Genomic DNA, 24,312 nt, shown 5'->3' on the forward strand with positions numbered 1-24,312 from the left:
ACAACTCCGCTATTCCTTTTCGCAGAATATTTTTAGTCTTTTATATCTTTGCCTTGAACCCCTTGAGATATCATAAAAGTTGTAATACTCGCCATTATCGAATACATTGTAAAATGCATAAAACGGTGCGCACGTGCCATGGAGGACGCCGTCACTGTTAGATTCGGGTTTTGTGCTGAAGAACGTTTTATTGGCCTCAGTCAACTCATCTATTTCCTTAGCGTTTCTTATCATGAAGGCATACGCAAAATATTCGGTCTTTAAATTAAAACTCCCTTCATTTATATGATACATGGGCAGATCAACGGGATGGATATTCCAGATATTTTCATCATCTAACATGGCTATCTTGAAACGCGCCCCCTGTTCTATCAGACGATCGATTCTATAGTCTTGCGGTTTCTCAGGCCATAAGGAATCCCAGATTAGTTTCCAATTGTCCTTCACAATAAATTCGTGTCTTTTATAGCGTTTAGTTGACATAAATGTAATGCCGTGTAATTCTGGATAATAGGAGAAAAACAGGCCATTAGGATGATTTGTATAGCAAAAATGCCACAATCCACGCTTATCTTTAGTGTGAGCAAAATGAACTGTTCGACCCATCGCCCAAAGGACATTGTCTGTAATTACTATATGGGGCAGATAAAATCCTTCGCAGTGCAATGGCCTGTTGGTAGGGATAGAATCATCGGGAACCATGTATGTATATAAGGAATACCCGTCGATCAGTTTTTGTATGAGCTCATCATTACTATTCATTGGCATTATCCCCAGACTTTTTTACAGTGTAAACAATTCAAGCAATTTTGTGATTTTTTTTCTTTCGTTAGAAATGATGCCATTACTTTCTCTTTTTTCATCTTCTCATCGTTTTTGACATAAGCAATCTTAAGTTACTCCCGGATAGCCTGGACGTTCCTTTTTATCTACATCAACAAAAGAGATTAAACCTTTCTCTTCATAGTTTTTGATATATTTGTATAGCCTTGAATACTCAATATCGTGTTTCAGCGCTATATCAAGGACGGTCGTCTTCTCATCAAAATACCTTATCAGGCAATTCATCAAATAGTTCCATTTTAACTGATCTTCTGGAACCGTCGGTCTTATGCTCGGATCGGCTGTAGAGACATAAAGATCGTATTTGGGATTGCTCAAAGCTACAAGCCCGGTGAAATGTCTTTTCATTCTTGCATTGGTTTCCAATATATCTATTATTCCTAAAACCGCTTCCACAGCCTCTTCCAGTTTCTCTTCATGGATTATTCTTTCATCGTCCATGCTTGAGTGATATTCCGGATAGGGCCAGCGTGATAGAGAAATGCAGGGTATCTCGTATCCGGGCGCTTCCCAGACCGTTTCATCATTTCCAATTATTTTTCTAAATCCATCACTGTGGTGATCAGGGAAATTGTGTCCAAGGTAGTGACGGGCAGCCTTATCCAAAGCAGCATCTCCCGTAAAAGACTCCTGCAGGGCAAATCTATTCTTGTTCCCCAGCATTTCCAGAAATACTGCAAATTTAAATTCCTTCACCACGCTCTCCGGCATGTGAGCCAGGTAAAAGACAGTTCCAAGATGTTCCGGTGCAATTATGCATCTGTAACTGTATTTCCTTCTTTTTCTTTCTGATAACCTTCTAAGGACTTCAACGGCAACGACCACTCCGCTTATGTCATCATTGGCCTGTCCCGCGTGGCAGTTATGAGCATTCAGTATTATCGTGTCCTGAGTATCTCCCTCCAATAAGCAATCTAAAACCTTCATGGTTCCGTCTTCAAAGACTGTTTGTATATCGACTTCGTAATTCCCTTCGTTCAGATTCTTAAATAGGTCATAAGGAAGACTGAATCCCCAGTCCCTGCGCCACGGCTTATAGAAATAATCGCAGTGATAAACCAGGGCCTCTGGCAGGTCAGGGTGGTAAAAAACGTGTTGCCTCAGGTCTTGAAGCGACACTATTCCTCTAAAAGAAGACGAGTAACCAACAACGCCTAGAGGATGCTTCATTCCGTCGTAGATAAGCTTTCCATTTCCCCGGATATCTGCTTTAACAGGTCTCCATTTTTGGGGGACCGTCCAGCCGTTATGTTCCAGTCCCGATTTATATTCGTGAACTAAAAAAGGCAATTCATTACAGAGCATTTTCACGGCATTATCTGTGTCTTCAGAAACGGGCGCCAATCTAAGCGGATATATTTTTTTGAGAAGGTCGTACATATAGCCCATATCCTAACCGTCCTCTCTTACTTCACATAAAAAAAACATAATCCCCGGCCAACGAAATATCACTTGACCCAGTCCTCACAACAAAGGCCGAAAAGCATTTCATCCTGGAATTGCCCCTTCACACAACGCTGTTTTTTCAGAATGCCCTCCTCTCTGAAGCCCGCCTTCATAAACGCCGTTGCAGAGCCTATATTTTCTGCGTAACAGCCGGCCCTCAGCTTGTGGAGGTTCAGAATATCAAAGGCAAATGCGGTCAAGATCGTGATAGCCTCAGTCGCAATGCCTTTCCCCCAATAGGCCTTTTCTCCTATCAACAGGCTAACATCGGCGAATCGGTGAATCCAGTTAATCGGACCCAGCTTAATATTGCCGATGTGCTTGTCATTCTCTTTAAGGCAAATGGCCAGGAATATCTCGCTTGTGTTACCGTCCATTCTTTCGACATACCTCTTTATCCCCTCCAAAGACTGGGGAATATACCTCGTCTCAAGATATCGATTCACATCAGGATCGTTAAGCCAGCGATGATAACTTTCGCCTACGTCAGAAAGCCTGACCTCACGCAAATAGATCCTTTTACCATCAATAAAATGACTCACAAGTGCCTTTTTGTTATCCCTTTCTCCCATTCTAGTTTTGATCCTCCACTGAAATAGCTATGAAAATATCATTCCACAATTCCTTCCGCATCATATACGGCCTGATAAGTCATGGCCTCTTCCAGATATTTCATTGGCGTAAATAGCCTCTGTCCCAGTTTCACCTGGGAAAGGATGTTTATCCCGTTTTCGTCAAAGATTTTTTTCACAATCAGCGTCCCATTTTTGGTTGCGACAAAAATGGAATCATTCGCAATTCTGTATATCAATCCGACCTGGAAGGGATGAAAAGGTCCATCGCCCGGTTCAAAATAACAATCTTTTAAAAAAAACCGCCGACCGTTAAGAAAAGTCGAGGCCCCGGGATATGGATCATCAAATGCGCAAATAAAGAGCTCTATATCAGGGCCATCCCAGTCCCAGTTAATATAGGCATGCTTAATCGTATAAAGCCTCGGAAAATAGAGGCTGAAGTTTTCCTGGACTCTGGTCAGCGGAAAATCCCGCCCTGCCTTTATCTCCTCCAAAAACTCTTCCAGAAAAGCCAGTTCCTGTTTTACGGCAAAATCAAAATAATCCTGGGGAATCCGGGCAGAGACTGGGAAAAAATACTCCCTGCTTTTTACAATCTCTCCGGAATCAAATACTCCTTGAACCATATCTTCGTTAATAATCTGAAGATTACAACAGCCGATTCGGTTTTTTCTTAGTATCTGCCACGAGTAATGTGCTCCTCCACGGTACTGAGGCAAACGAATCCCCATGAAATCAAGCAGTCGTCCTCCAAATAGATCGATCAAGTCTTTTCTAAAACTCCAGACCTCTCCAAGACCAATACCGAGCGTCCTTCCGGTGATCAGAGGACGAATATGGGGATCCTGATTGATATCGGAACAGGAATAATAAGGAATATTGTTTTTCTTCAATACTGCTTCCAGACTTTGATTTTCTTGCATGATCAACTCTTGAAGATGCCTTTTACTGCTGAAGACCGTGACAGATGCCCCTCTGCGTTTTAGGTGCTGGGCGAAAACGCTCAAAAGCGGGGCGCCGCCGAAAAGAATGATTTGATCGATCTGTCCGAAGTTCATAAGAATTGTCTCCGGTTTTATTTATTCTTTAATGAGTATTCCAACATATTACGTATGCAGGCGAATAGGTATGCCTGCATTTCTGACCCGGGAACGGGTCTGCATAGGGTTCTCATCCTTAAAGCAAAAGTAAGTCCCTGCCGAAACGGCATCTGCTTTTGCCACGATAAAGCCATCCACAAAATGGCTAGCCATTCCGCAACCTCCTGAAGCAATAACCGGAATGGAAACCGCCTCTGTCACTCGCTTTGTCAGCGCCAAATCCAGACCATTTCGGGTACCATCCTGGTCGATGGACGTTAATAATATCTCGCCTGCGCCGCGCCTCTCACCTTCAACAGCCCAGTCCACAGGATCGAGATCGGTTTTATATCTGCCTCCCTTGACCCAAACACGGTACTTGTTATCTCCATCTCTCCGATAGTCGATGCTCAAAACTACACACTGCGCGCCAAATATTTCCGAAGCCTTATTAATCAGATCCGGGGTTTCAACCGCAGCGGTATTAACACTCACCTTGTCGGCGCCGTTAGACAGTAATGTGCGAAAATCTGTGATACAACGGACTCCGCCTCCCACCGTGAATGGTATAAAAATTTCCTCGGCCGCCTTTCTCACCACGTCTATTACCGTCTCTCGATTTTCCAGCGAAGCATCGAGATCCAGGAATATCAATTCATCCGCAGCCTGGGCCTCATAGATCTTGGCCTGGGAGACTGGATCCCCTATCTCGATGACCTCTCCGAACTGAACGGTAGTCACGAGAACCATCCGGGTTGTTGACCCGAAACGGCTCGCTCTCATCTGTAACTTTGGTATAAGCCGCTTCTTCAACATTAGCCACAGACCCACACTGACTTACACAGACTCAAACCTGACCTGGACGGCATGCCGTAACCCATAACTCGCAACCCGCAACTTATAAGGCCCACCCGTAACTCGTAACTCGGAACGCGAAACACGTAACCCGCAACTCGGTCATGGCTTCCATTTGAGAAAATTGCTAAGCACTTGTAGGCCATAATCCTGGCTTTTTTCCGGGTGAAACTGGGTACCGAAGATATTGTTCCGCCTGACCGCTGCGGTTACAGCGCCGCCATAATTGCAGATCGCATCCACATCGTGTTCATGATCGCACCTCAAGTGATAGGAGTGGACGAAGTAGCAATCAGGGGACAGCGGTAACCCTGCAAAAAGTGGGCTCTCTTGACGATAATGAACCTCATTCCAGCCCACGTGGGGCACTCGCAGAAGCGGATCGTCAGGCTGGAGGCGGACGACATCACCCTCAATCCAACCCAATCCTTTGTGTTCCCCGCCTTCGAAACCTCGGCGCGCCATGGCCTGCATGCCGAGGCAGATACCCAGAATGGGCTTGCCCTGGTGGATAATCGCCTTATTCAGGGCTTCTGTGAAACCTTTCTCTGTCAGGTTCGTCATACAATCCCCGAAAGCGCCGACACCCGGAAGCACAATTCGTTCAACATCTTTGATATCTTCCCCCCGGGCGCAGACTTTTACCTCCGCTCCCACCATCTCCAACCCGTGGTAAACGGAAAGCAGATTCCCCATACCGTAATCAATAATACCGATCATAGTTTAAGGTTCAGGGTTCAGGGTTCACCGTTCACGGTTCACGGTTTTTGGTCCATAGCTCACGATTGGCTGTTTTTGCGCTTTTCATAGTTTCTGAGATAATTGATGAATCCACGAATTGCAGCACGTGTACGTCCAGCCTGCTCGTAAGCATCTTTGAATTCGCTGAGCGATATGTACCCTTCATCCAATGCGACATAGAGTTCGCTCTGCACTTCCGTGCAAGATCGTTTTGCGTATCGCAAGAATCGGATAAACTCCGCATTTGCCTCGGAATCGAAACCTTCGGCAATGTTATGCATCGATGATCCGGCTGCATCTTGTATTTGGCCCTTCAGCCCGTAGTCCTTTGCAAATTCCGGCTTCTTCGTTAGACGGTATATCTTTTGAGTTAGCTCACGTGATAATTGCCAAGCCTCAATATCTTCAAACCGTTCAATCTTCATCCCTCTCTACCGAAACCAACTCTGAACCGTGAACCTTAGTAGAACCATACGTTCATCTGCGTCCCATAATCAAAGCGCTGCTCGCAACGGGACTCGTCCATTTCTGCGATGCCAGCGGTCAAGCTGAACCTCTGTTTCTTCCCGGGACATGGCTCCGTGTCTGGGCCACATCTCAACATCATGAACTTTCCTGCCAAACTCAACCTTCGAAGGGTCATATTTGTAAGGCGAAACACCGTGACTCATTGCGATCTCAAGGAATTCGTCTTCCGTCAATCCGGTATATTCCAGGAAAATATCGAGACTGGGAGGGCGTTTTCCCTCGTATTCCGCAATCATGGCCATGGCTTCTTCGCGTTTCATGCGGCGATTCCGGATGTCAATGGAAGCCAAATGAGTCGGCCGACTATATCCCCTCTTGATTAACTTTATATAATCGCGCACCCCTTGGAGGTAGCATTCTATTTTTTCATAATCGTACCCAGGGGGAACATTTTCCACTTCGTCACCTTTCCACCCCAGCTCGGCCTCAATGATACCTTTCTGTCGCTTGACGTCCCAAGGGATGAAACTTCCGAGACAGACTGATCGATAATTGATCTTTCGAAGTTCCTTTAGCGGCGGATAGTTGAAAGGTTGAAGATCGCGCTTATCGATGCGGCCTTCGAACCTCACAAACATATCCTCAGCCGTAATCCCAAGATTTGTGTAACGGTTGAAGCGTTTTTCGTCCACTTCCTCCGGTTGATCATAACTGTAATACGCAGTATACTCAGCGGAAGGTTCGCCCCAAAAGATCAGAGGAACTTTATACCGGATTGCCACCCACATGGGATAGGCAAAGATCCCCGTGTGGCAGTGCCAGCAGAAGTCCCCTTTTTCGAGGAAGCTTTGGAGCATCAACCTCTGTACAACGTGCCAGTTTGGCGTAAATACATGCAGGTCAACACCGAGCTTGCGGATGGTGCGAATAGTATTTTCAAGCAGATTGGGACGCAAAAAACCATGGTCGAAACGGACTACGAGAGGTTTGATGCCATACTCTTTTACCAGATAGTAAAGCGTCCAGGTGCTGTCCTTACCGCCGCTGAAAGGTACAATGCAGTCATAGTCATACTTGTCTCGATAAGTCGCGACAATTGTGTCAAGTTCTCTTTTTTGGGTTTCCCAGTCAATAGCGGTTTGTTTGTATTCGTGCTGACGGCAAATGTTGCAAACACCTTCTCCGTCGAAAACAATGGTTTCGTGAGTCTCAGGAAGAACGCATTTAGTGCAACGCCTGAGGTCATTCATTGTATGCACCTCCAATTAGATAATTCGTAACACTTTAGGTGTTTGAAACAGTCCTACATTCAGAAAAGGCTATTAATCTGGAACTCACAACCTCATGAAAATAAGATACAAAAATCTCACTTCAATTTGGAACTCATGAACTCATGAAAAACAGAGTAACCAGAAGCCGAACTGCTGAAAATCGATTTCTCAAAAATGCTTTCCTGAGTTCCTGATTTCCAGATTTGATATGTTTCTTTGCACTTTTTATCATGCATTTTCAAAACGCTAAGTTGTTACGATAATTGAAGCTCCCCGCAGCAAGCGGGGAATCTCCGTATGTAAGGTAAAATGCATCGTATGCGCTCGCTATGCATGTTCAAACTGTCATTAAACTCCGGTCAACCGGTGTGCCTTTTTTAATATCTTTTGATGCCCGGCGGCCTAGAACTTCTTTCAAAAATTTGGGCGGCAGACCATATCCGGGCCGGATAGACCGAACATTCTCCGCACTAAATACCTCGCCGGCCTTCATGTCCTGCACGACAAAAAGGGATCGCCTGAACATGAGACTTCTGGATTCCTCACTGCTCGTACCATAGTTTACCGTTCCGAGGGCCTTTTCGGATGTGCGGATCGCCTCCACCATCGCCGCAAATTCATGCGGTTCCAGGGAAAAGACAGAATCGGGACCAGGAACAGCCCGCGACAGAGTGAAGTGTTTCTCTACAATGCACGCCCCCAGCGCCACCGCCGACACAGGCACGGCTATACCCAGGGTGTGGTCCGACAACCCTACCGGGACGTTAAATGCGGTCATCATGTGTGGAATAGTCCGCAAATTCATATCCTCCGGCAGTGCCGGGTACGCACTGGTACACTTGAGGAGGCCAATCTGCATGGCTCCTGCACGGCGCGCGGCCTGAACCGCCTCCTCGATTTCTCCCAGGTTCGCCATTCCGGTTGAGATGATCAAAGGTTTCCCGGTTTGGGCCATTTTTTCGATGAGCGGGATATCTACAATCTCAAACGATGCCACTTTATGGACCGGCACGCCCATTTCTTCCAGAAAGTCCACAGCCGAGTGGTCAAACGCTGCGGAAAACAAGTCCATGCCCAGGTCTTCGGCGATTGCTTTCAGCTTGGGCTGCCATTCCCAAGGCATATAGGCTTCGTCGTAGAGGTCGTATAGACTACGGTTTTCCCACAGGGTGCCTTTCCCAATCTGAAAATGACGGTTATCACAACAGATGGTCATGGTGTCCGGGGTATAGGTTTGCAACTTTACGGCGTCTGCCCCTGCTGCCTTGGCCGCCTTGACAAGTTCAACCGCCCTGTCAAATTCCTGACGGTGGTTGGCGGATAACTCGGCAACAATATACACCGGATATCCCCCTCCAACAGGGCGACCGTTTATCTCAATCAGGCTGTTCATACGTTCACTGAGGTCTCTCCAGGACGAAATGGAAAGCTTTCTGCCCCTTGACCATGCAAATCCCGGACCTCTTGAATCCGGCCTTGGAAAAGGCCTTCGCGGATCCGTAATTACCCTCCTTCACGTATGCATGAATGGAGCCAATCCGTGCAGTTTCGAATACTTTTCCGCAGGCCAATCGAATGATCCTGTTACCGTAACCCCTGTTTCGAAACGCTTTGTCCACGCTGACCGAGATTATCGCTTCGCCGCCGTCCACGTCAAACCGCACCTGTCCGATAGAAGTCCCCTCTCCGTTGCTCGCCACCCAAAAAACGCAGTCAGGGTCGCCCAGTTTTGACTCCAGCCACTTAACGTGATCCTCCCATTTGATAGATTCCGGCGAAAAAGAGACCTCGCGCGTCTCCGGATCATTCGCCCAGTTCCACAAAAGCCGGCAATCATCGACAGACGCCGGACGCAGTTCCATTCCACCACCCTGCAAACATTTCACTACTCTCGCGGCGCCTTCACCATCGACCAAATTCCGGCCGGACCGGGCCATCGCCTCCCGCTCTCCTCGATCCCTGAGCAACCGAAGGAGTGCTCGGGATATATCGGGCGGCGAGACTGCGCTCTGCCTGCCCAGATTAATCGCTGCTCCAGCCACCTCCAGCCGATCGGCTACGCAGTTTTGATTGTCGGCCACGACCAGCAGAAGAGCAGGCAACCGCATGAATGCCAGTTCCCAGCATGTACTTCCCGCGGCTGAAATGGCTAAATCCGCCCAGGCCATGAGTTCAGGAATGTTTTCCACAGAACGGTGAACGGTAACCAGTGAACAGTGAACAGCCTCCGCTAAGGAGGCCTCGTGCGGATTAGACGGCCCGATAACGACCTTAACCTCTAGATTTTTGATATCCGACGTCTGTATAGCGTTAAGCACCTTGAGCGTGACATTGTTCGGATCGCTACCGCCTAGAGTAACCAACAGCTTACGACCCACCTCTGGTGTTTCCCGACTCCATCCCTGCCACTTCAAGAACTCCCGGCGCAAAAGCGCGTAGCGGGGTCCGAGCAAAAGGGAGGTATAGTTCTCTATCTTTTCGTAGAAATCTTCATTGCCGTTTGCGCTCTGGTTCAAAATGACATCCGCATGATAGCGGTCTGCATGGCCATAGTCATCCATCATCAGGAGCCTTGCGCCGCAGCCCTTGACCATTCGCTGGTATCGCGTGTCAAACCGGTACCCGTCCGCGGCTATCCATGTCGCCCCTGCCTCTTGCGCCAGACTTGCCGTAGCTGCCGCATCTTCGGCGCTTTCCGGCTTGACCGCCAGATGAACAACCTCGACACCTTCCGATTTCAAGCGGCCCTCCAGATTGGGCACCTCCGTGGCCATAGCAAAAATGGGATGCCCCCCTGCGTCCTGCCAGGCCTGGGCCAATGCGAGGCAACGCATCACATGCCCGGTGCCGATTTCGGTCCCGGCATCCGCCCGGATAACAAGATTTTTTGCCACAGAGGGCACAGAGCACACAGAGTTCATAACGACAACCTTTTTACTCCGCTGATCAGTTTACTTTCGCCAAAGTTGATAAGTAGGCCACGTTTTAGGCCTGTGCTCTTCAAGTATGATAGCAATTGTGCCGTAAACACGTCTTCAAGTCTGCGTACTGACTTTATTTCAATCACAACCTCTCCATTTACCAGCAAGTCGAGCTGTTGTCCCTTAATCACCCGGCCCTTATAGATGACATCAATTTCTTTCTGCCGCTCAAAAAACATACTCCTAAGCGATAGTTCGTGGCAAAAAGCTTCCTCATATATTGATTGAAGCTCCCCGCAGCTTGCTGCGGGGAATCTCCGTATGCAAGGTAAAATGCATCATATTCGCTCGCTAACCCCGCTGCAAGCAGCAGGGAATGTGCTCGCTATGCATGTTCAAGTAAACCAGACCCCAGGATACGATGGACTTCAATCGCCGCGGCTATGACCTGTTCCGTTAATTTATCCGCCATCTTTTGTTCTAACCCTCTGTGATCTCTGTGTCCTCTGTGGCAAAAAAATATTTAGTTGCGGCTGTGATCTCTGTGTCCTCTGTGGCTAAACTCTTATGGTTTTCGGAAAACCGGTTGCACCGGTTCGCCTTCGAGCCTCTGTGCCACATCCCCGCATTTGATGGCCTCGGCCAGTATCTCCAACGCCGTCCGATACACACGCAAGGTATAGTCGATATCCGCATCGCTGTGGCTAAAACAGATATTCTGGCCTCCGGAGAACAGGATCCCTCGCTTCAGGCATTCCTGCTGGAACAGGCTTTTGAAGACCAAGGACTCTTCTCCGTTCTCGTTCTTGTAGGTGATAACCGTGCGAGGCGGCAAACCGATGCATCTTGTGAAAGCATCTACACCGAACTCTCGTGCCAGCACATTGTATCCGTCCTTCAACTTCGCACCTTGTTCCCAAAGGTGTCCAATTACATTCTGCCTACGGATTTCGGCAATGGTAGCCACCGCTGCCGCCAGAGAAATTGTCTCGCCGCCAAAGGTAAAGGAAAAGAATATTTCGTCAAAAACCTCCATAATCTCACGGCGCCCTACCACCGCCGCAATCGGGTATCCATTGCCCATGGCCTTTCCAACGCAAGCCAGGTCAGGCACAACTCCGAAGTATTCTTGAGCTCCGCCCAGTGCCAGGCGAAAGCCCGTAACCACCTCGTCGAAAACCAGTAATGCCCCTTCGCGCCGCGTCAGTTCCCGCACCTGTTGCAGGAACCCGTCGCGCGGCTCTATTATTCCAACCGGCTCCATGATTACCGCTGCCACCTGGCCCTTGTGCTCGTCAAATATCCGTTCCAGGCTGGGAATGTTGTTGTACTCAAAGGCAACGGTCAGTTCCTGTACGGCCTTCGGCACCCCCTTGTTCCTTGTGGTGGTCCCTATGTACCAATCCTGCCAACCATGATAGCCGCAGCAGGCCACGATCTCCTTACCGGTATAGGCCCGTGCAACACGGACAGCCCCTGCGGTGGCATCGGATCCGTTCTTTCCGAAGCGTACCATTTCGGCGCAGGGAATAATCTCAACAAGCATTTCTGCTGCTTCCACTTCCAGCGGATGCGGCAGTGAAAATGTTGTCCCGTCCTGCATTTGGCGGTTAACCGCCTCGGTTATGGCCGGATAGTTGTGGCCTAGGATGATTGGTCCCAGGGCCATCGGGTAGTCGATATATTCGTTGTCATCGACATCCCACACGTGGCTACCAGAACCCCGCCGGAGGAAAACCGGCGCGACTCCCTGCACAAACTGCGAGGGCCCCTTGCTGAAGGTCTGGCTGCAGGAAGGAATAAGTCTCGCAGCTTTTGCCTTTAGCTCACCGGAGTTCTTCAGTTCTCTCGTTCTCGGGGAAACACGAGGCTCTCCCGCCAAGGAAACATAGTATCCGCTGTTTCGAACACTGCCCTGATTGATTTTCGCTAAATCCGGCTCCTGATCGAGCAGATTCGTGACGTCAGAGAGATCAAAGAGCCGGCCGTTACCGCCGAGTCTGGCGTAGACGGCACGTACGAATTCCAGATCACGCGTCTCATCAACACTCCATCGAAATCCGCGGGCAGACAGATCTACGGCGTTTTCAACATTCATCAGTCGAAACCGTCCTGAGGTGCGAACGTATGGCGTTACGTGTTCCCGCTCGCTTGCCCGCCTTGCTTCCCCCCAGGCCGCCTCTAATGCCGCAAACGTAAGTACTTCTGTATCCAGGCCATCAGGGTACGTGTATCTTAGCGTATTGGAGACGTAATCGTAATCGCCTCCGAGATAGACACGAACCACCCTGTCAACGACACCGGGATCGATCAACGGGCAGTCCGCAGTGATACGGACCACCCCATCCGCACAAAATGTCTTTGCAGCCTGATAAAAACGGTCAAGCACATCCGCCTCGTTACCGCGAAAATACTCGATTTCGTGTCTCATACAGAAATCGACTACAGGATCGTCGGCCTGGCTTACTGAAGTTGCTACTACCGCTTTGTCTACAGACGGGACTGTCCGCACCCTGTTCCACACATGCCAGAGCATGGGTTTTCCGCAGATGTCTGCAAGAACCTTGCCCGGTAGTCTAGTGGACCCCATACGCGCCTGAATAATAGCCAAGATCATATAAGTCCCTTTCTAGCCACAGAGGTCACAGAGGGCACAGAGGAATTCAGTATCATGGCGAGGGCGTCGGAATGGAACCCTGACCGTCAAGATAGCCCTATGGATTCCGCCGGAAAAAGAAAGAAATCTCTGTGAACTCTGTGCGCTCTGTGGCAAGCATCTTTTCATTTCTTTCCTGAGTTCCTGAGTCATGGACTACACCTTCTTTATTTGTCCGTCACGCGCCGATTCCTTGGCTGCCAGGATGGCCTGGAGGATTTTCACCCCACCATGGATATCCGTAATCGTTTGCTTCCCGTTCCGGACGCAATCCAAGAAATATTTCATCTCCTCGACATACATCATATTCAGGTCATAGCCACTCTGCTCCTGGAATACCTCCCACATTTCTTCCTTTGCCTTATAGAGACGAACCTCACGGTCGTTGAAGTCCCATTTCAACGTTCCCTGTTCTCCAAAAAACTCATAGTTCCTCTGATAGCGTCTCTGCGTATAGTCGAGATGAATTTCGCCGATAGTACCGCTGCTGAATCTCAGAATCACCTCGGCGGTATCTTCTGTATCGATTTCGAGATCGCTCAGTTTCCCGGCCATACAAAAGATCTCTTTTATATCGCCCATGAACCAGCTCATATAGTCAAACTCGTGGGAGTCAAAAAGGATACCACCGCCAAGCTCCCGCCGGGCGCTGTAAGTCTTCCGATAGTCCTCCCACGGGTGCCAGTCGGGCAGGTACTGACCAAACTGGCACCGCACCGACAACACTCTTCCCAAAACGCCAGATTCGAGGATTTTTTTCATCTTTACAAAGCTCGGGTGGAATTTGAAGTTAGTACCGATTAAGGTAATAAGCTGTTTCCTCTCCACCTCTTCTACCAAATCAGCTACTTGATCAAAGCTGTTCGACAATGGTTTTTCGATAAAAAGATGGCATCCTGTTCTCGCAGCCTCCAGAGCTAGGGGAACATGAAGGCTCGGGGGCGTGCCAATAACGACTGCGTCAGGCCTTGCCGCTAAAACGTCCGGAAACCTGGAGAACCCTGTAATGCCATTCTCCGCTCTCACAATACTAAGCCGTTCAGGGTCGGCATCGCATCCGATAATGTCCTTGTTCTGTACACCCAGAACAATCAGATTCCTGATATGACGTCTTCCAATAGAACCACAGCCGACTACAGCAATTCTCATATTATTCGTTCACCGTTCTCCGTTTACCGTTGACCGTTGCCCGTCTGTCTTTGTCGGTCACACGTTTTCATCGTCCGTCATCAGTGGAATCCGCAGCCGTAAATCGCAGCACGAAACCCGCAATCGGAGTGCCTTAGCGTCCTCCACCTCACAGCTTATTCCCTATTTTTTCGAGCGCATGCAGCACGCGCCCCACATCCTTCTCGGACATTCCGGGGAACATGGGGATAGACAGGCAATGCTGAAAAAAGTGCTCGGCATTGGGCCAGCTATCGGCCTTAAATCCCAACTTCTGGTAAAAGGGATGTCTGTAAACCGGTATGTAATGAACCTGCGTGCCCACGCCCATTCTCTTAAGCTCTGCCATGACCTCGTCTCTCGACATCCTGGCCTTATCGTCCGTACGTATGGCATAAAGGTGGTAGGAAGATTGGCACCCGTCCGGCTCCGTCTGATGACGTAATTTGGGGAGCCCTCCTATTATTCGTGAATACTGCCCGGCGATGGAACGCCTTCGTTCCACGAAAGACCCTATTTTGTTCAGTTGAGATCTCCCGAGGGCACACTGGATATCGGTGATCCGGTAGTTATAGCCGAGATTCTGCATCTCGTAATACCATGAGGGCATGGCCCGTTGTCCGTTCACCGTTGTCCGTTCACCATTATCCGTTAACCGTTGTCCGTTGCCTGTTGTCCGACTTTCCGATGGCAAACCGTGAACGGTGAACTCTTCAGGGTTACGCGTAATGCCATGGTTTCTGAGGAGGACCAGGCGCCCATACAGAGCTGCGTCGTTGGTAGTCACCATACCACCTTCACCCGTAGTGATATGCTTAACAGGATGAAAGCTGAACACAGTCATATCGGAATGAGCACAACTCCCGATACTGATCCATCGGCTGTCTTCTTCCCGCCCTACTCTGTACTTGGCCCCCAGAGCATGGCAGGCGTCCTCAATAATGACTAAATCAAACTTTTTTGCGACCCGGTGGATTTCAGACATGTCGCAGGGAAGGCCGGCAAAGTGGACAGGGATGACTGCACGAGGCGTAGACGTTGTCCGTTCACCGTTGTCCGTTATCCGACCTCTTGATGGTGGACGACTTTTTAGATATGCTTCCAACCGCCCGGGATCCAGATTGAAGGTTGCAGGGTCAATATCCACGAAAGCGGGCCGGGCGCCCACATAAAGCGCACAGTTGGCCGTGGCCACAAAAGTAATCGGGCTGGTTATAACCTCATCTCCCGGACCAAGGCCGGCGGCTAAACATGCCAGATGCAGCGCAGCCGTCCCACTGTTCACCGCTACAGCGTACCTGGAACCGACATAGACGGCAAAAGCCTCCTCAAATTCCCGCACCCTGGGGCCCTGGGTTAGCCAATCTGATCGCAGGGTCTCAACCACTGCGGCTATGTCGTCGTCATCAACCGACTGCCGACCATAGGGAATAATGGGACGCTCACCGTTATCCGTTGACCGTTCACCAATACTCTTTGCCACAGAGGACACAGAGGGCACAGAGTTCATAGGGACAGCCTTTTCACACCGCTGACCAGTTTGCTTTCGCCAAAGTTGATAAGCAGGCCCCGTTTTAAGCCTGTGCTTTTTAGATACGACAATACCTGAGCCGTAAAAATATCCTCCAGCCTGCGAACCGACTTAATTTCGACCACAACTTCATTATTCACCAGTAAATCAATCCGTTGTCCCTTAATGACCCGGCCTTTGTAGACGACGTCAACTTCTTTCTGCCGCTCAAAAGGGATATTTCGAAGTGAGAATTCATGGCAAAGCGCCTCTTCGTATATAGACTCAAGCAGCCCCGGTCCAAGTATACGGTGGACTTCTATTGCCGCTGCTATGATCTGTTCCGTTAGTTTATCTGCCATGTCTTATTCCCAAAATCAGAATCTTGCCACAGGGGCACAGCGATCAGTAGTTCAAGCCAGAATCCGTTTTCCCACGGGTAGCAGTCTGGACGGTTTTTCTTAACTGCCTTGCCTTTTTCTTTTGATTTTTTGGAAGTCATTGAATTTTCTCTGTGTCCTCTGTGGCAAGACAGTCTTGAAATGCGTCTGCGGCTAAAAGTCTTACGGTCAACGGTGAACCCCTTCTAACCCTTCTTCGGAATTCAGCATGTTCAAGATCACTTTCTCGTTTAAATGATGAATAGTGGATAATAATTCGTGAGCCGAATCGTCTTCCGCCGCTGGGGAGTCGTAGATGATTTCCCTCAAATGATCCTCCGTCAGCCATTCGTCATTCTTATCGCTGGTGTATACAAAGCCATCCGGCAGCTTCTGACCGATGTCATAACGATTACGGTTTTCCCACCATGAATAGCGTGGCATGATGATATACATACCATCGTAGGCAACAGTGTTCCGCCCTTCCTCCTCTGTAATCAGAGCCTCATGCAGTTTCTCGCCCGGCCTTATCCCTATAAATCCGATTTCACATCCCGGGGCTACTGCTCTGGCTAAATCCATGATCTTCATACTTGGTATCTTAGGCACAAAAATTTCCCCTCCCTGCATATGGCAGAGGGCCTTAATAACCAATTCAATCGCCTGATCGAGCGTAATCCAGAACCTGGTCATCCGTCTGTCCGTTATGGTTACCTTTCCGCTCTTTTTCTGCTCTTTGAATAGAGGGATAACGCTGCCTCTACTTCCAATAACATTGCCGTACCGCACGCAACAAAACCGCGTACCCCGTGAACCGGAGTAGGAATTTCCCTGGATGAAAAGCTTGTCCGCACAGAGTTTGGTAGCTCCATAGAGGTTGACCGGGTTTACGGCTTTGTCCGTACTCAGTGCCACTACTTTCTTCACACCGGTGTTGATGGCAGCATCGATGACATTCTGCGCCCCGTAGATATTGGTTTTTACCGCCTCAAAAGGATTATATTCGCAGGAGGGAACCTGCTTAAGCGCTGCGGCATGTACGACTATATCTACTCCCTCCATCGCCCTTTTTAAACGGTCAGCATCTCTTACATCACCGATAAAGTACCTTAAAACCTCCTCGCCAAATTGTTGGCGCATCTCGTGTTGTTTTAACTCATCACGACTGTAAATTCTTATGACCTTTGGGTTATACTTTTCGACCATTACCTTACAGAAATGTTTTCCAAAAGACCCCGTCCCACCGGTTAAGAGAATAGATTGTTTTTCCCAATCTATCTTTCCGATGTCGGCATTCCCTTTTTTAAGAAGTCCCTTGGCCTGCTCAATTGTTCTATTCTTGCCGTGAAGCAATTCCTTGATTTGCATCAATGCATCAATATCCTCATCAGAATATCTTCTCTGCCCACCATTCGTCCTTATTGGTTTGACAAACGCAGGAAACGCGGACTCCCAATATCGGATCGTAGATGTTGGGACACCTAACTTCTTGCTCACCTCTTGTACCCTGTAATCCATAGTCTTACTCCATTGTTGGATTGTTCACCGTTGACCGTTTACCGTTATCCGAATAAAAGCAGTTAACCGTGCTATTATCCGGTCGGTAAACGGTAAACAGTGAACGGTGAACGAATATTGTCGGTCAACGGTTAACGGATAACGGTCAACTATTATTACCGTTCTCGGCACATAGGAGAAGAAACTTTAATTTAACTTTTAGATTTACTTCAGGATTTGCAATCAATGTGCCATGGTTATCAGCACTTATTTTTGTCATTAAACCAATTAGTTACACTGGATACCGGATTTTGGGTAGGAACGAGGGTAGGCAAATTGTTCCGGGTACTAGGCAAATAAGTCAAAAAATTGACGACAAAGCCTGAAATGCTGCAGATTCTTACATTTGGAACTCAGGAACTCATGAAAAAACAGAGCAACCAGAAGCCGAACTGTTGAAAATCAATTTCTCAAAAATACTTTCCTGGTAACAAGTTAGATTTTTGAAAGCCTGTCGTAAATGCGATGCCCCTCCAGAGGCGGGGCTTCGAATTGTAATGCCTGAAGTGTTACCACTTATATGAATGAATCTGGAAATCAAGAAATCAGGAATGCATTTTTCTTCATGAGTTCCTGAGTTCCTGATTAAAACGTCTTCCTGAATTCTTTCAAACTCTCTTCTTCCTGATTTGATATGTTTCTTTGCATTTTTTATCATGCATTTTCAAAACGCTAAATTATTACGATTGTTAAGCGTTATCTCAAAACTGGTTATAATGTCCCTTAATGCCGTATATTTCTCCAAGAAATTGTGCGCGAGCTCAGGGAAATTACAAGGCTCCATTTCCGCCATATAGTACTCATGCATCTCTTTCAGGATGGAAAGCGGGCATTCTAAATCTCTTACCCTTTCCTCAATCTGCCTTAAGGATTCGATCATAACCTGGACAAGCGGGATATCCGGTTTGTCCCTTCGAAATTGATCGATTATCTTCTGACATAAAGTCCTTCCGTCTTCATAGATCTTTTTATAGGATGAACAAGCTGTTTTAATGGCGGCTAAGATTTCTTCTGTCCGTGGGTCCTTACCTTTCACTTCAACATCAACAGAGTCCGAGCGCAGGCCAAGCCAGTCATTCCAGAGGCTTTGGCTGACTGATGCTTTTAGATAGTGGAACGACCTCAGCCAGGGCAAAAAGCCGTCTGTATTGGGGCTGATCAACCGGTATCTCAATGTTCCGTCGGTATGGAAGGAAGATTTGTATAGGCTGGCTTCCGGCCCCGAAGCCGCTATCCCCTCATCCAGACCCAAACAAAGCCTCACCCCATGCTCCACGGTTTCAGGTTTTATGTTTTCTCTGCATAAGGGATAATAACACGCCGTTGAGCCTAGGCACGGCGCACATGGATAATTCGACTGGACGGCTACATGTCCGGCCCCATAAGGACCTGTCACCCCAAAATGGGCCGTACTAACGAAGATCCCGACCACTTTGGTTTCCACCGCAGCCGCGATGTGGATCGGACCTGTATCATTACCTATTAATAGATCGATCCCCTTAAAAAATGAACCCAGTTCCGAAAGTCTCGTCTTCCCGATAAGGCTTGTAAAGGGATAGGTCGCCTGTTCATGGAATCTATCGGCAAGAGTCAGGTCTCTTTCAGATCCGAAAAGAACGATTTGTGCATCCAGGTGCTGGAAAAGGAGTTCTCCCAATTTGATAAAATTTTTCAACGGCCACGCCCTGTTGGGCTTGCTTGCTCCAAGCTGAAAACCAATGGATAACTTTCCACCTCGAACTCCGAGATCGGATAGTTGAGAGGCGCATTTTTGATCTAACGCCGGATCAGTAGGCAAAAACTGCCCTGCCGGCCTGTTTTTTACACCAGCCATTCCCATGTAAATATCAACTAAATTTAGTAAGTTGTCTTTCTGATTTCTTGTCATAGCAAAAAGATATTTTCCCCATTTGCCGGAAACGACAATCTCATCTTTGTCCGAAAATATCCTGCCTCTCTTCTGCCTGGCCCTCACCCTCCCGGACAAGTAACTGCTGCCCCAATTATGGGTCAAATTGACTAATAGGTCATATTCTTCGGCCAACTCAGGAACCCTGTTCCATAATTGGTCGAGCGCATCCAGACTTCCTTCGCTTAACTCCCCCACAATAGAACCGATCTCCTGCCACGGAAGTGTCACTAAATTATCGATCCACGGAACATCAGAAAGAATATGGCAAAAATCCTCAATGCCAAGATAAGTGATTACGCTGTGAGGCTGCTCCTCTTTCAATAACTTTAATGCTGGAAGACTCTGAACCATGTCACCCAGACGACTGAGATGGATTATCAAAATTTTTCCATCGTCCATATAAATCCCCTTTCCGGGCTTCCCGTATCGTCAAAAGATTAACCACAGAGCACATAGACCTACGGTCTGCCGTAGGCAGAGAAAATAATAATATCAAGAACACCTTGGGTGTTAAACAGTCCTACATTCAGAAAGGGCTATCAATCTGGAACTCACGAACTCATGAAAGAACAGAGCAACCAGAAGCCGAACTGCTGAAAATCAATTTCTCAAAAATACTTTCCTGGTAACAATTTATATGAATGAATCTGGAAATCAAAAAATCAGGAATGGAACAGCATTTTTCCTGAGTTCATGAGTTCCTGATTATCAGCCTTATTTTCCTGGTTTCCTGAATTCCTGATTAAAACGTCTTCCTGAATTCTTTCAAACTCTCTTCTTCCTGATTTCCTGATTTGATATGTTTCTTTGCACTTTTTATCATGTATTTTCAAAACGCTAAATTGTTACGAACAGTCTCTTATGATAAAACACTCAAAACTTCCTCTGCGCGGTGTTTATATGTATGCTTTTTTAACACAAGCTCCTGAGCCCTTTCTACAATTGCCTCGCGCTCAGCTTCATGCTCAAGAAAATAGTCTATGGCCCGTTCCATATCCTCCCAGGTGTTCAAGGAAACCACCTCTTCCGCCGGATCAAAATGAAGTGTCAGAGGCTTTCGCATGTCGGTCAGCTGAAAAGCACCCAGTCCGGCTAATTCAAATGTTCTCGGATTTAAAAAGTCCCCTCCCTCAAATGTGTGCGGAAACGGGGATGAATGCAGATTAATATTTATGACCGAACGTTGATATATATCCCGCGCTTCACATTCCGTGATCCTACGATCGCCAACAACCACCGATGAGTTAGGATGTTTGTTCCATCCTTCGCCATATATCTGAAAGTCCGTCCTTCGCAGCTTACCAAAAAAATGAATGCGATTTGGATATGGGGCCCCCACAAAAGAAACGGATATTTTTGGCTTCTTTTCGCGGACCGGACATTCCAAATTGGAGTCGAACGCAGCAGGCAAGTAATAATAGTTATTGCAGCCGATCTGGTTTAACTGGTCCCAAAAGGTTTCTTTTTGTATTGTGAAAAAGTGATCAAAATGGGGTGCTATGGCCCTCCAGTACTCAAAAATACGATAGTCTTCCATAAACCAGTAGCACAGCCGTATGCCCGCCTTTTTGAATTCCCGCAAGATTTCGGAATCGTTAAGGGGAGACTGGGCAACGCCGAAAATGACATCGGGTTTGAAATTACTAACCCTTTCCAATAGCCTTATTCTAACTTTCAAATAAAACTGATATGATTTCTGCTCATCCCGTACGCTTCTTATCTCCAGCAGTTCTTTCTGAAGGTCTGCATAATCAAGAAAATCGGCCTCAAGCTTGATTTCATTAAAAGCCTGATAAATGGCCCGTCCCATGGGTACGGTACCGCCATAAATTGCCCCAACAACCAGGATACGCATCTATTGCCTCCGACAATATTCGTTCACCGTTGACCGCTATTGATCGTTCACCGTTCACCGTTGACCGACCGGATAATACACGGTCAACTGCTTATTAAATGCCTCAACCACTTCGTCCAGCCGCAACGCCTCAAAACAAGGACTCACTTCGGTCGGGGTAAAATCAACCTCCTTGCAGCCGCGGTGTGTTTCCAAACAAGGGCCCTTACACGTTTTGCCCTCGTACGTCGCCCTGATGCCAACGACAGAAGGATAATCGGCTACATGCGTTTCCGGGGGAAATGGCCCGAAAAGGGCTATGCCGGGTATGCCCATAGCCCCCGCCGCATGAACAATACCGGTATCAACAGATATGAAGGCATCGATCAATGACAGAGCCGCAACCGTGTCATGGTAGTCGTGAACAAGATGTGAAAGATTTATTATCGGCGCGCTTGAGGCATCAATTTCTTTTTGCATAAGCCTTGAAGCCTCTTTATCCTTAATAAGCAAGGCCTGGTATCTATCCTGTAGTTTGCTCGCTATCCTGGCAAAAAGGACCGGCGAGGCATTCTTATGTTGAAATCTCGATTTCCAATTAAGGCAAAGCAGCTTTTTGCCCGTTTCCTTTCGAATCTGGTCCAGTACAGGCTTAACCTTTTCTACCCTCTCGGTATCAGGTCTAATATAAGGTAAATCGATCCTTTCATGTGGATTCAGTTTAAGTATCTCAAGGCATGAGTCCTTCATCGATTTGTGCAGAGACCTCTGGTAGTTTACCGGAATAAAACTGACAAGAAAATCAAACACACTTAATTCTCGCAGGCTCAAGATATTCGGCCGCACGTCGGTCACATAAGGCACCCCGGGATAAGGAAAGTTACGAATCCAATTGCAGCCCAGGGTGATATACGGGGGATCGCCCTTCGCGATAGTCGTTTTGTATAAGGCCCTTAATGCAGGCTGGATCAGGATCATATCACCCCAGCCGTTCAGCATGAGAATCAAAACTCGCTTACCCCCAAGGTACTGGGTACCATCATAGATTTGGGGAAATTTAATGTTCTCAGGAGCCCCTATTGAGTTATAGAGCGAAACCCCGGGGATAGACCGCAAGCCAAAAAGCTTGACATGCATATCTGTCAAAACCAACACACGCTCCGGATCAAAATCATGGTGAGCCGAGGGCTGAATCGACGTCGTGCAGCCATCTGTATCAAACTCTAACGGAACAGATGAAGTAAGAAAACATACGCCTGGAATATTTAAAGTTGCCATAGGAGCTTAAGAGGCCTCTCTCATTGGCTCGGCCGCATCAGGCTATTGTGACTTATCTTTTATTATATTATAAAGAACCATAATAGTAACCTGACGATATTGTTGTTCTGGCAAGGCATTATTTCTTTTCTTTTCAGTTACCCGCACCCACTGTTCGATACCTGACTCATTTATTATTTTCGTAAACAAAATCGTATTTACTATCTGAAATCCCAGACGCTGATATAAAGAAACAGCCGGTTTATTGTCGGAAAAAACCTCAAGATTGATTTGCTCTAACCCGAGTTCCTGGAAGGCCCATTCCAGAAGCGTTTTGGCCGCAAAGGTCATTATTTCCTTTGGTGATCCCTTTTCACCTCGTATTATCCTCCCGAATTCCGCAGTTCGTTTGTCAAGATTAATATGATATAAGGCCATTTGCCCGACAGAAAAAGCGGAAGGTATATCGATAAAAAATATAATGTCGCTATAATCATGTTGATAACCCTTTAACCAGGCCAGGACATCTTTTTCAGAGGGTTTTATCGAGGTAAAAAAAGAATCATAATTATCACGGCGCCATTTTGAAATTTTCGCAGCATCTTCAATAGTGATCCGAACGGGCCTTAAGTGGCACATTAAACCATCTGGAACCTCAATTTTTAGGCAACCCATAGGATCAAAATTATTTTTTAGATCGCGGATTACATCAATTGATGTCATTTTTGATAGAAGGTTCTTATAGAATCGATGATGTAAGATACATTGTTATCGGATAAATCAGGGTATAATGGTAGTGTTAAGATCCTTGGAAAGACTTTTTCCGCATTAGGAAGTATGGGCCGATTTCCATAACAACGATAGAAATGAATGGGTTTATAATGTACTCCTGTATTTATTTGTTTATCACGCAGGAATACGCTCAGTTCATCTCGATTTTCGGCTTTGATTCCGAATAAGTGCCATGAGGAAATGAAATCACCGCCATCCTCAGGTGGAAGTTCAATTTGAAACAAATCTGTAAGTCCTTCCCGATATAACTTAACGATTTGCCTGCGTCTCTCATTCGCTTTTTCCAGTTTTCCCAACTGAACGAGGCCTATGGCCGCTAAAATATCGTTTAAATGTGATTTCAGGCCGATTTCATCTACGTTATACTCCCACCAGTAGCTTCTATCGAGTTTTGTCCTATCCCAAGTTCCCCTATCTATTCCAAGCCATCTGAGCCTTTTTGCTCGTAACACCATCTCTTCATTATTAAGTGTCAGGGCGCCGCCTTCGCCCATTGCTAAATTTTTCACCGCATGAAAACTAAAACAGCCCATGAAACCAATCCCACCTACGGGGACTCCTTTGTACTTTGATCCGCATGCGTGAGCACAGTCTTCAATAATAGGGATATTCCCCGAAACACTTTTGAGTTTATCCAAATCAACCGGCCTTCCGCCGTAATGGACAGGAATAATAGCCTTGGTTCGCGGCGAAATTTTACGAGCAACATCGTCAATATCAATATTTAATGTAGCCTCATCGATATCGGCAAATATTGGTGTGGCGAGATTGTAAACGACGCAATGAGCTGTTGATACAAAAGTCATTGTAGGCACAATAACTTCATCACCATGGTTTACGCCTAAGAGTTTCAATGCCATATCCAATGCCGCAGTACACGAATTCAATCCCACGCAATATTTTACATGACTGAACCTGGCAAATTCCTCCTCGAATCGGGCGGTCTTGGGTCCTAACCCTACCCATCCGGACAGGATAACTTCGGCCACTGCTTCGACTTCTTTCTGATCATAAGAGGGTTTAAATACCTGGATCATTTCTTATCCTT

The 24,312-nt window shown here is 47.3% G+C and carries 21 protein-coding genes and 1 pseudogene; all 22 read right to left on the bottom strand.

Going from position 1 to position 24,312, the window contains the following annotated elements; genetic code table 11:
• Positions 1-9: 9 nt before the first annotated feature.
• The gene (locus tag RDU59_05345) at positions 10-762 is read right to left on the bottom strand and encodes a hypothetical protein (GenBank protein MDQ7837898.1); all 753 of its coding nucleotides are present in this window, start codon (positions 760-762) and stop codon (positions 10-12) included.
• A 129-nt stretch (positions 763-891) separates the two neighbouring features.
• Entirely contained in the window at positions 892-2,223 is a 1,332-nt protein-coding gene (locus RDU59_05350) for a DUF4910 domain-containing protein (protein ID MDQ7837899.1), read from the bottom strand.
• Between the two features lie 68 nt (positions 2,224-2,291).
• Positions 2,292-2,861, bottom strand: coding sequence for a GNAT family protein (locus tag RDU59_05355; GenBank protein ID MDQ7837900.1), 570 nt, complete (start codon positions 2,859-2,861; stop codon positions 2,292-2,294).
• A 38-nt stretch (positions 2,862-2,899) separates the two neighbouring features.
• Positions 2,900-3,922, bottom strand: coding sequence for a hypothetical protein (locus tag RDU59_05360; protein MDQ7837901.1), 1,023 nt, complete (start codon positions 3,920-3,922; stop codon positions 2,900-2,902).
• A 48-nt stretch (positions 3,923-3,970) separates the two neighbouring features.
• On the bottom strand, positions 3,971-4,759 hold the full coding sequence (locus RDU59_05365) for an imidazole glycerol phosphate synthase cyclase subunit (GenBank protein MDQ7837902.1): 789 nt from the start codon (positions 4,757-4,759) through the stop codon (positions 3,971-3,973).
• Positions 4,760-4,900: 141 nt separating this feature from the next.
• On the bottom strand, positions 4,901-5,518 hold the full coding sequence (gene hisH / locus RDU59_05370) for an imidazole glycerol phosphate synthase subunit HisH (GenBank protein MDQ7837903.1): 618 nt from the start codon (positions 5,516-5,518) through the stop codon (positions 4,901-4,903).
• A 59-nt stretch (positions 5,519-5,577) separates the two neighbouring features.
• Positions 5,578-5,964 carry a four helix bundle protein gene (locus RDU59_05375; protein MDQ7837904.1) on the bottom strand — a complete coding sequence of 129 codons (387 nt, stop codon included), beginning with the start codon at positions 5,962-5,964 and terminating at the stop codon, positions 5,578-5,580.
• Positions 5,965-6,033: 69 nt separating this feature from the next.
• Positions 6,034-7,257 (bottom strand): N-acetyl sugar amidotransferase, encoded by a 1,224-nt coding sequence (locus RDU59_05380; protein ID MDQ7837905.1) that lies wholly within the window; start codon positions 7,255-7,257, stop codon positions 6,034-6,036.
• Between the two features lie 358 nt (positions 7,258-7,615).
• A complete protein-coding gene (gene pseI, locus RDU59_05385; GenBank protein MDQ7837906.1) occupies positions 7,616-8,671 on the bottom strand; it encodes a pseudaminic acid synthase in 1,056 nt (351 codons plus the stop codon).
• Between the two features lie 4 nt (positions 8,672-8,675).
• Positions 8,676-10,199 (bottom strand): UDP-2,4-diacetamido-2,4,6-trideoxy-beta-L-altropyranose hydrolase, encoded by a 1,524-nt coding sequence (gene pseG / locus RDU59_05390; GenBank protein ID MDQ7837907.1) that lies wholly within the window; start codon positions 10,197-10,199, stop codon positions 8,676-8,678.
• A complete protein-coding gene (locus RDU59_05395) occupies positions 10,196-10,534 on the bottom strand; it encodes a GxxExxY protein (protein MDQ7837908.1) in 339 nt (112 codons plus the stop codon). Before RDU59_05395 ends, pseG begins: the two co-directional genes overlap by 4 nt.
• A 230-nt stretch (positions 10,535-10,764) precedes the next feature.
• On the bottom strand, positions 10,765-12,816 hold the full coding sequence (locus tag RDU59_05400) for an aminotransferase class III-fold pyridoxal phosphate-dependent enzyme (protein ID MDQ7837909.1): 2,052 nt from the start codon (positions 12,814-12,816) through the stop codon (positions 10,765-10,767).
• 195 nt (positions 12,817-13,011) lie between these two features.
• Positions 13,012-14,004, bottom strand: a complete 993-nt coding sequence (locus RDU59_05405) for a Gfo/Idh/MocA family oxidoreductase (GenBank protein MDQ7837910.1) — start codon at positions 14,002-14,004, stop codon at positions 13,012-13,014.
• 148 nt (positions 14,005-14,152) lie between these two features.
• On the bottom strand, positions 14,153-15,532 hold the full coding sequence (gene pseC / locus RDU59_05410; protein MDQ7837911.1) for a UDP-4-amino-4,6-dideoxy-N-acetyl-beta-L-altrosamine transaminase: 1,380 nt from the start codon (positions 15,530-15,532) through the stop codon (positions 14,153-14,155).
• On the bottom strand, positions 15,529-15,894 hold the full coding sequence (locus tag RDU59_05415) for a GxxExxY protein (protein ID MDQ7837912.1): 366 nt from the start codon (positions 15,892-15,894) through the stop codon (positions 15,529-15,531). The genes pseC and RDU59_05415 overlap by 4 nt, the downstream gene beginning before the upstream one ends.
• Positions 15,879-16,034, bottom strand: a complete 156-nt coding sequence (locus RDU59_05420; protein ID MDQ7837913.1) for a hypothetical protein — start codon at positions 16,032-16,034, stop codon at positions 15,879-15,881. Before RDU59_05420 ends, RDU59_05415 begins: the two co-directional genes overlap by 16 nt.
• A gap of 187 nt (positions 16,035-16,221) precedes the next feature.
• Positions 16,222-17,430: pseudogene (gene pseB / locus RDU59_05425) on the bottom strand (UDP-N-acetylglucosamine 4,6-dehydratase (inverting)).
• A 703-nt stretch (positions 17,431-18,133) separates the two neighbouring features.
• Positions 18,134-19,780: a glycosyltransferase family 9 protein gene (locus tag RDU59_05430; protein ID MDQ7837914.1), complete on the bottom strand. Its 1,647-nt coding sequence runs from the start codon at positions 19,778-19,780 to the stop codon at positions 18,134-18,136.
• A 460-nt stretch (positions 19,781-20,240) separates the two neighbouring features.
• Positions 20,241-21,236 carry a glycosyltransferase gene (locus tag RDU59_05435; protein ID MDQ7837915.1) on the bottom strand — a complete coding sequence of 332 codons (996 nt, stop codon included), beginning with the start codon at positions 21,234-21,236 and terminating at the stop codon, positions 20,241-20,243.
• A gap of 54 nt (positions 21,237-21,290) precedes the next feature.
• Positions 21,291-22,493, bottom strand: coding sequence for a glycosyltransferase family 9 protein (locus RDU59_05440; GenBank protein MDQ7837916.1), 1,203 nt, complete (start codon positions 22,491-22,493; stop codon positions 21,291-21,293).
• A gap of 42 nt (positions 22,494-22,535) precedes the next feature.
• Positions 22,536-23,195 carry a GNAT family N-acetyltransferase gene (locus tag RDU59_05445; protein MDQ7837917.1) on the bottom strand — a complete coding sequence of 220 codons (660 nt, stop codon included), beginning with the start codon at positions 23,193-23,195 and terminating at the stop codon, positions 22,536-22,538.
• On the bottom strand, positions 23,192-24,301 hold the full coding sequence (locus RDU59_05450; GenBank protein MDQ7837918.1) for a DegT/DnrJ/EryC1/StrS family aminotransferase: 1,110 nt from the start codon (positions 24,299-24,301) through the stop codon (positions 23,192-23,194). Before RDU59_05450 ends, RDU59_05445 begins: the two co-directional genes overlap by 4 nt.
• Between the last annotated feature and the right edge of the window lie 11 nt (positions 24,302-24,312).

It is taken from the genome of Thermodesulfobacteriota bacterium, from assembly GCA_031082315.1.
Lineage (GTDB): Bacteria > Desulfobacterota > QYQD01 > QYQD01 > QYQD01 > QYQD01.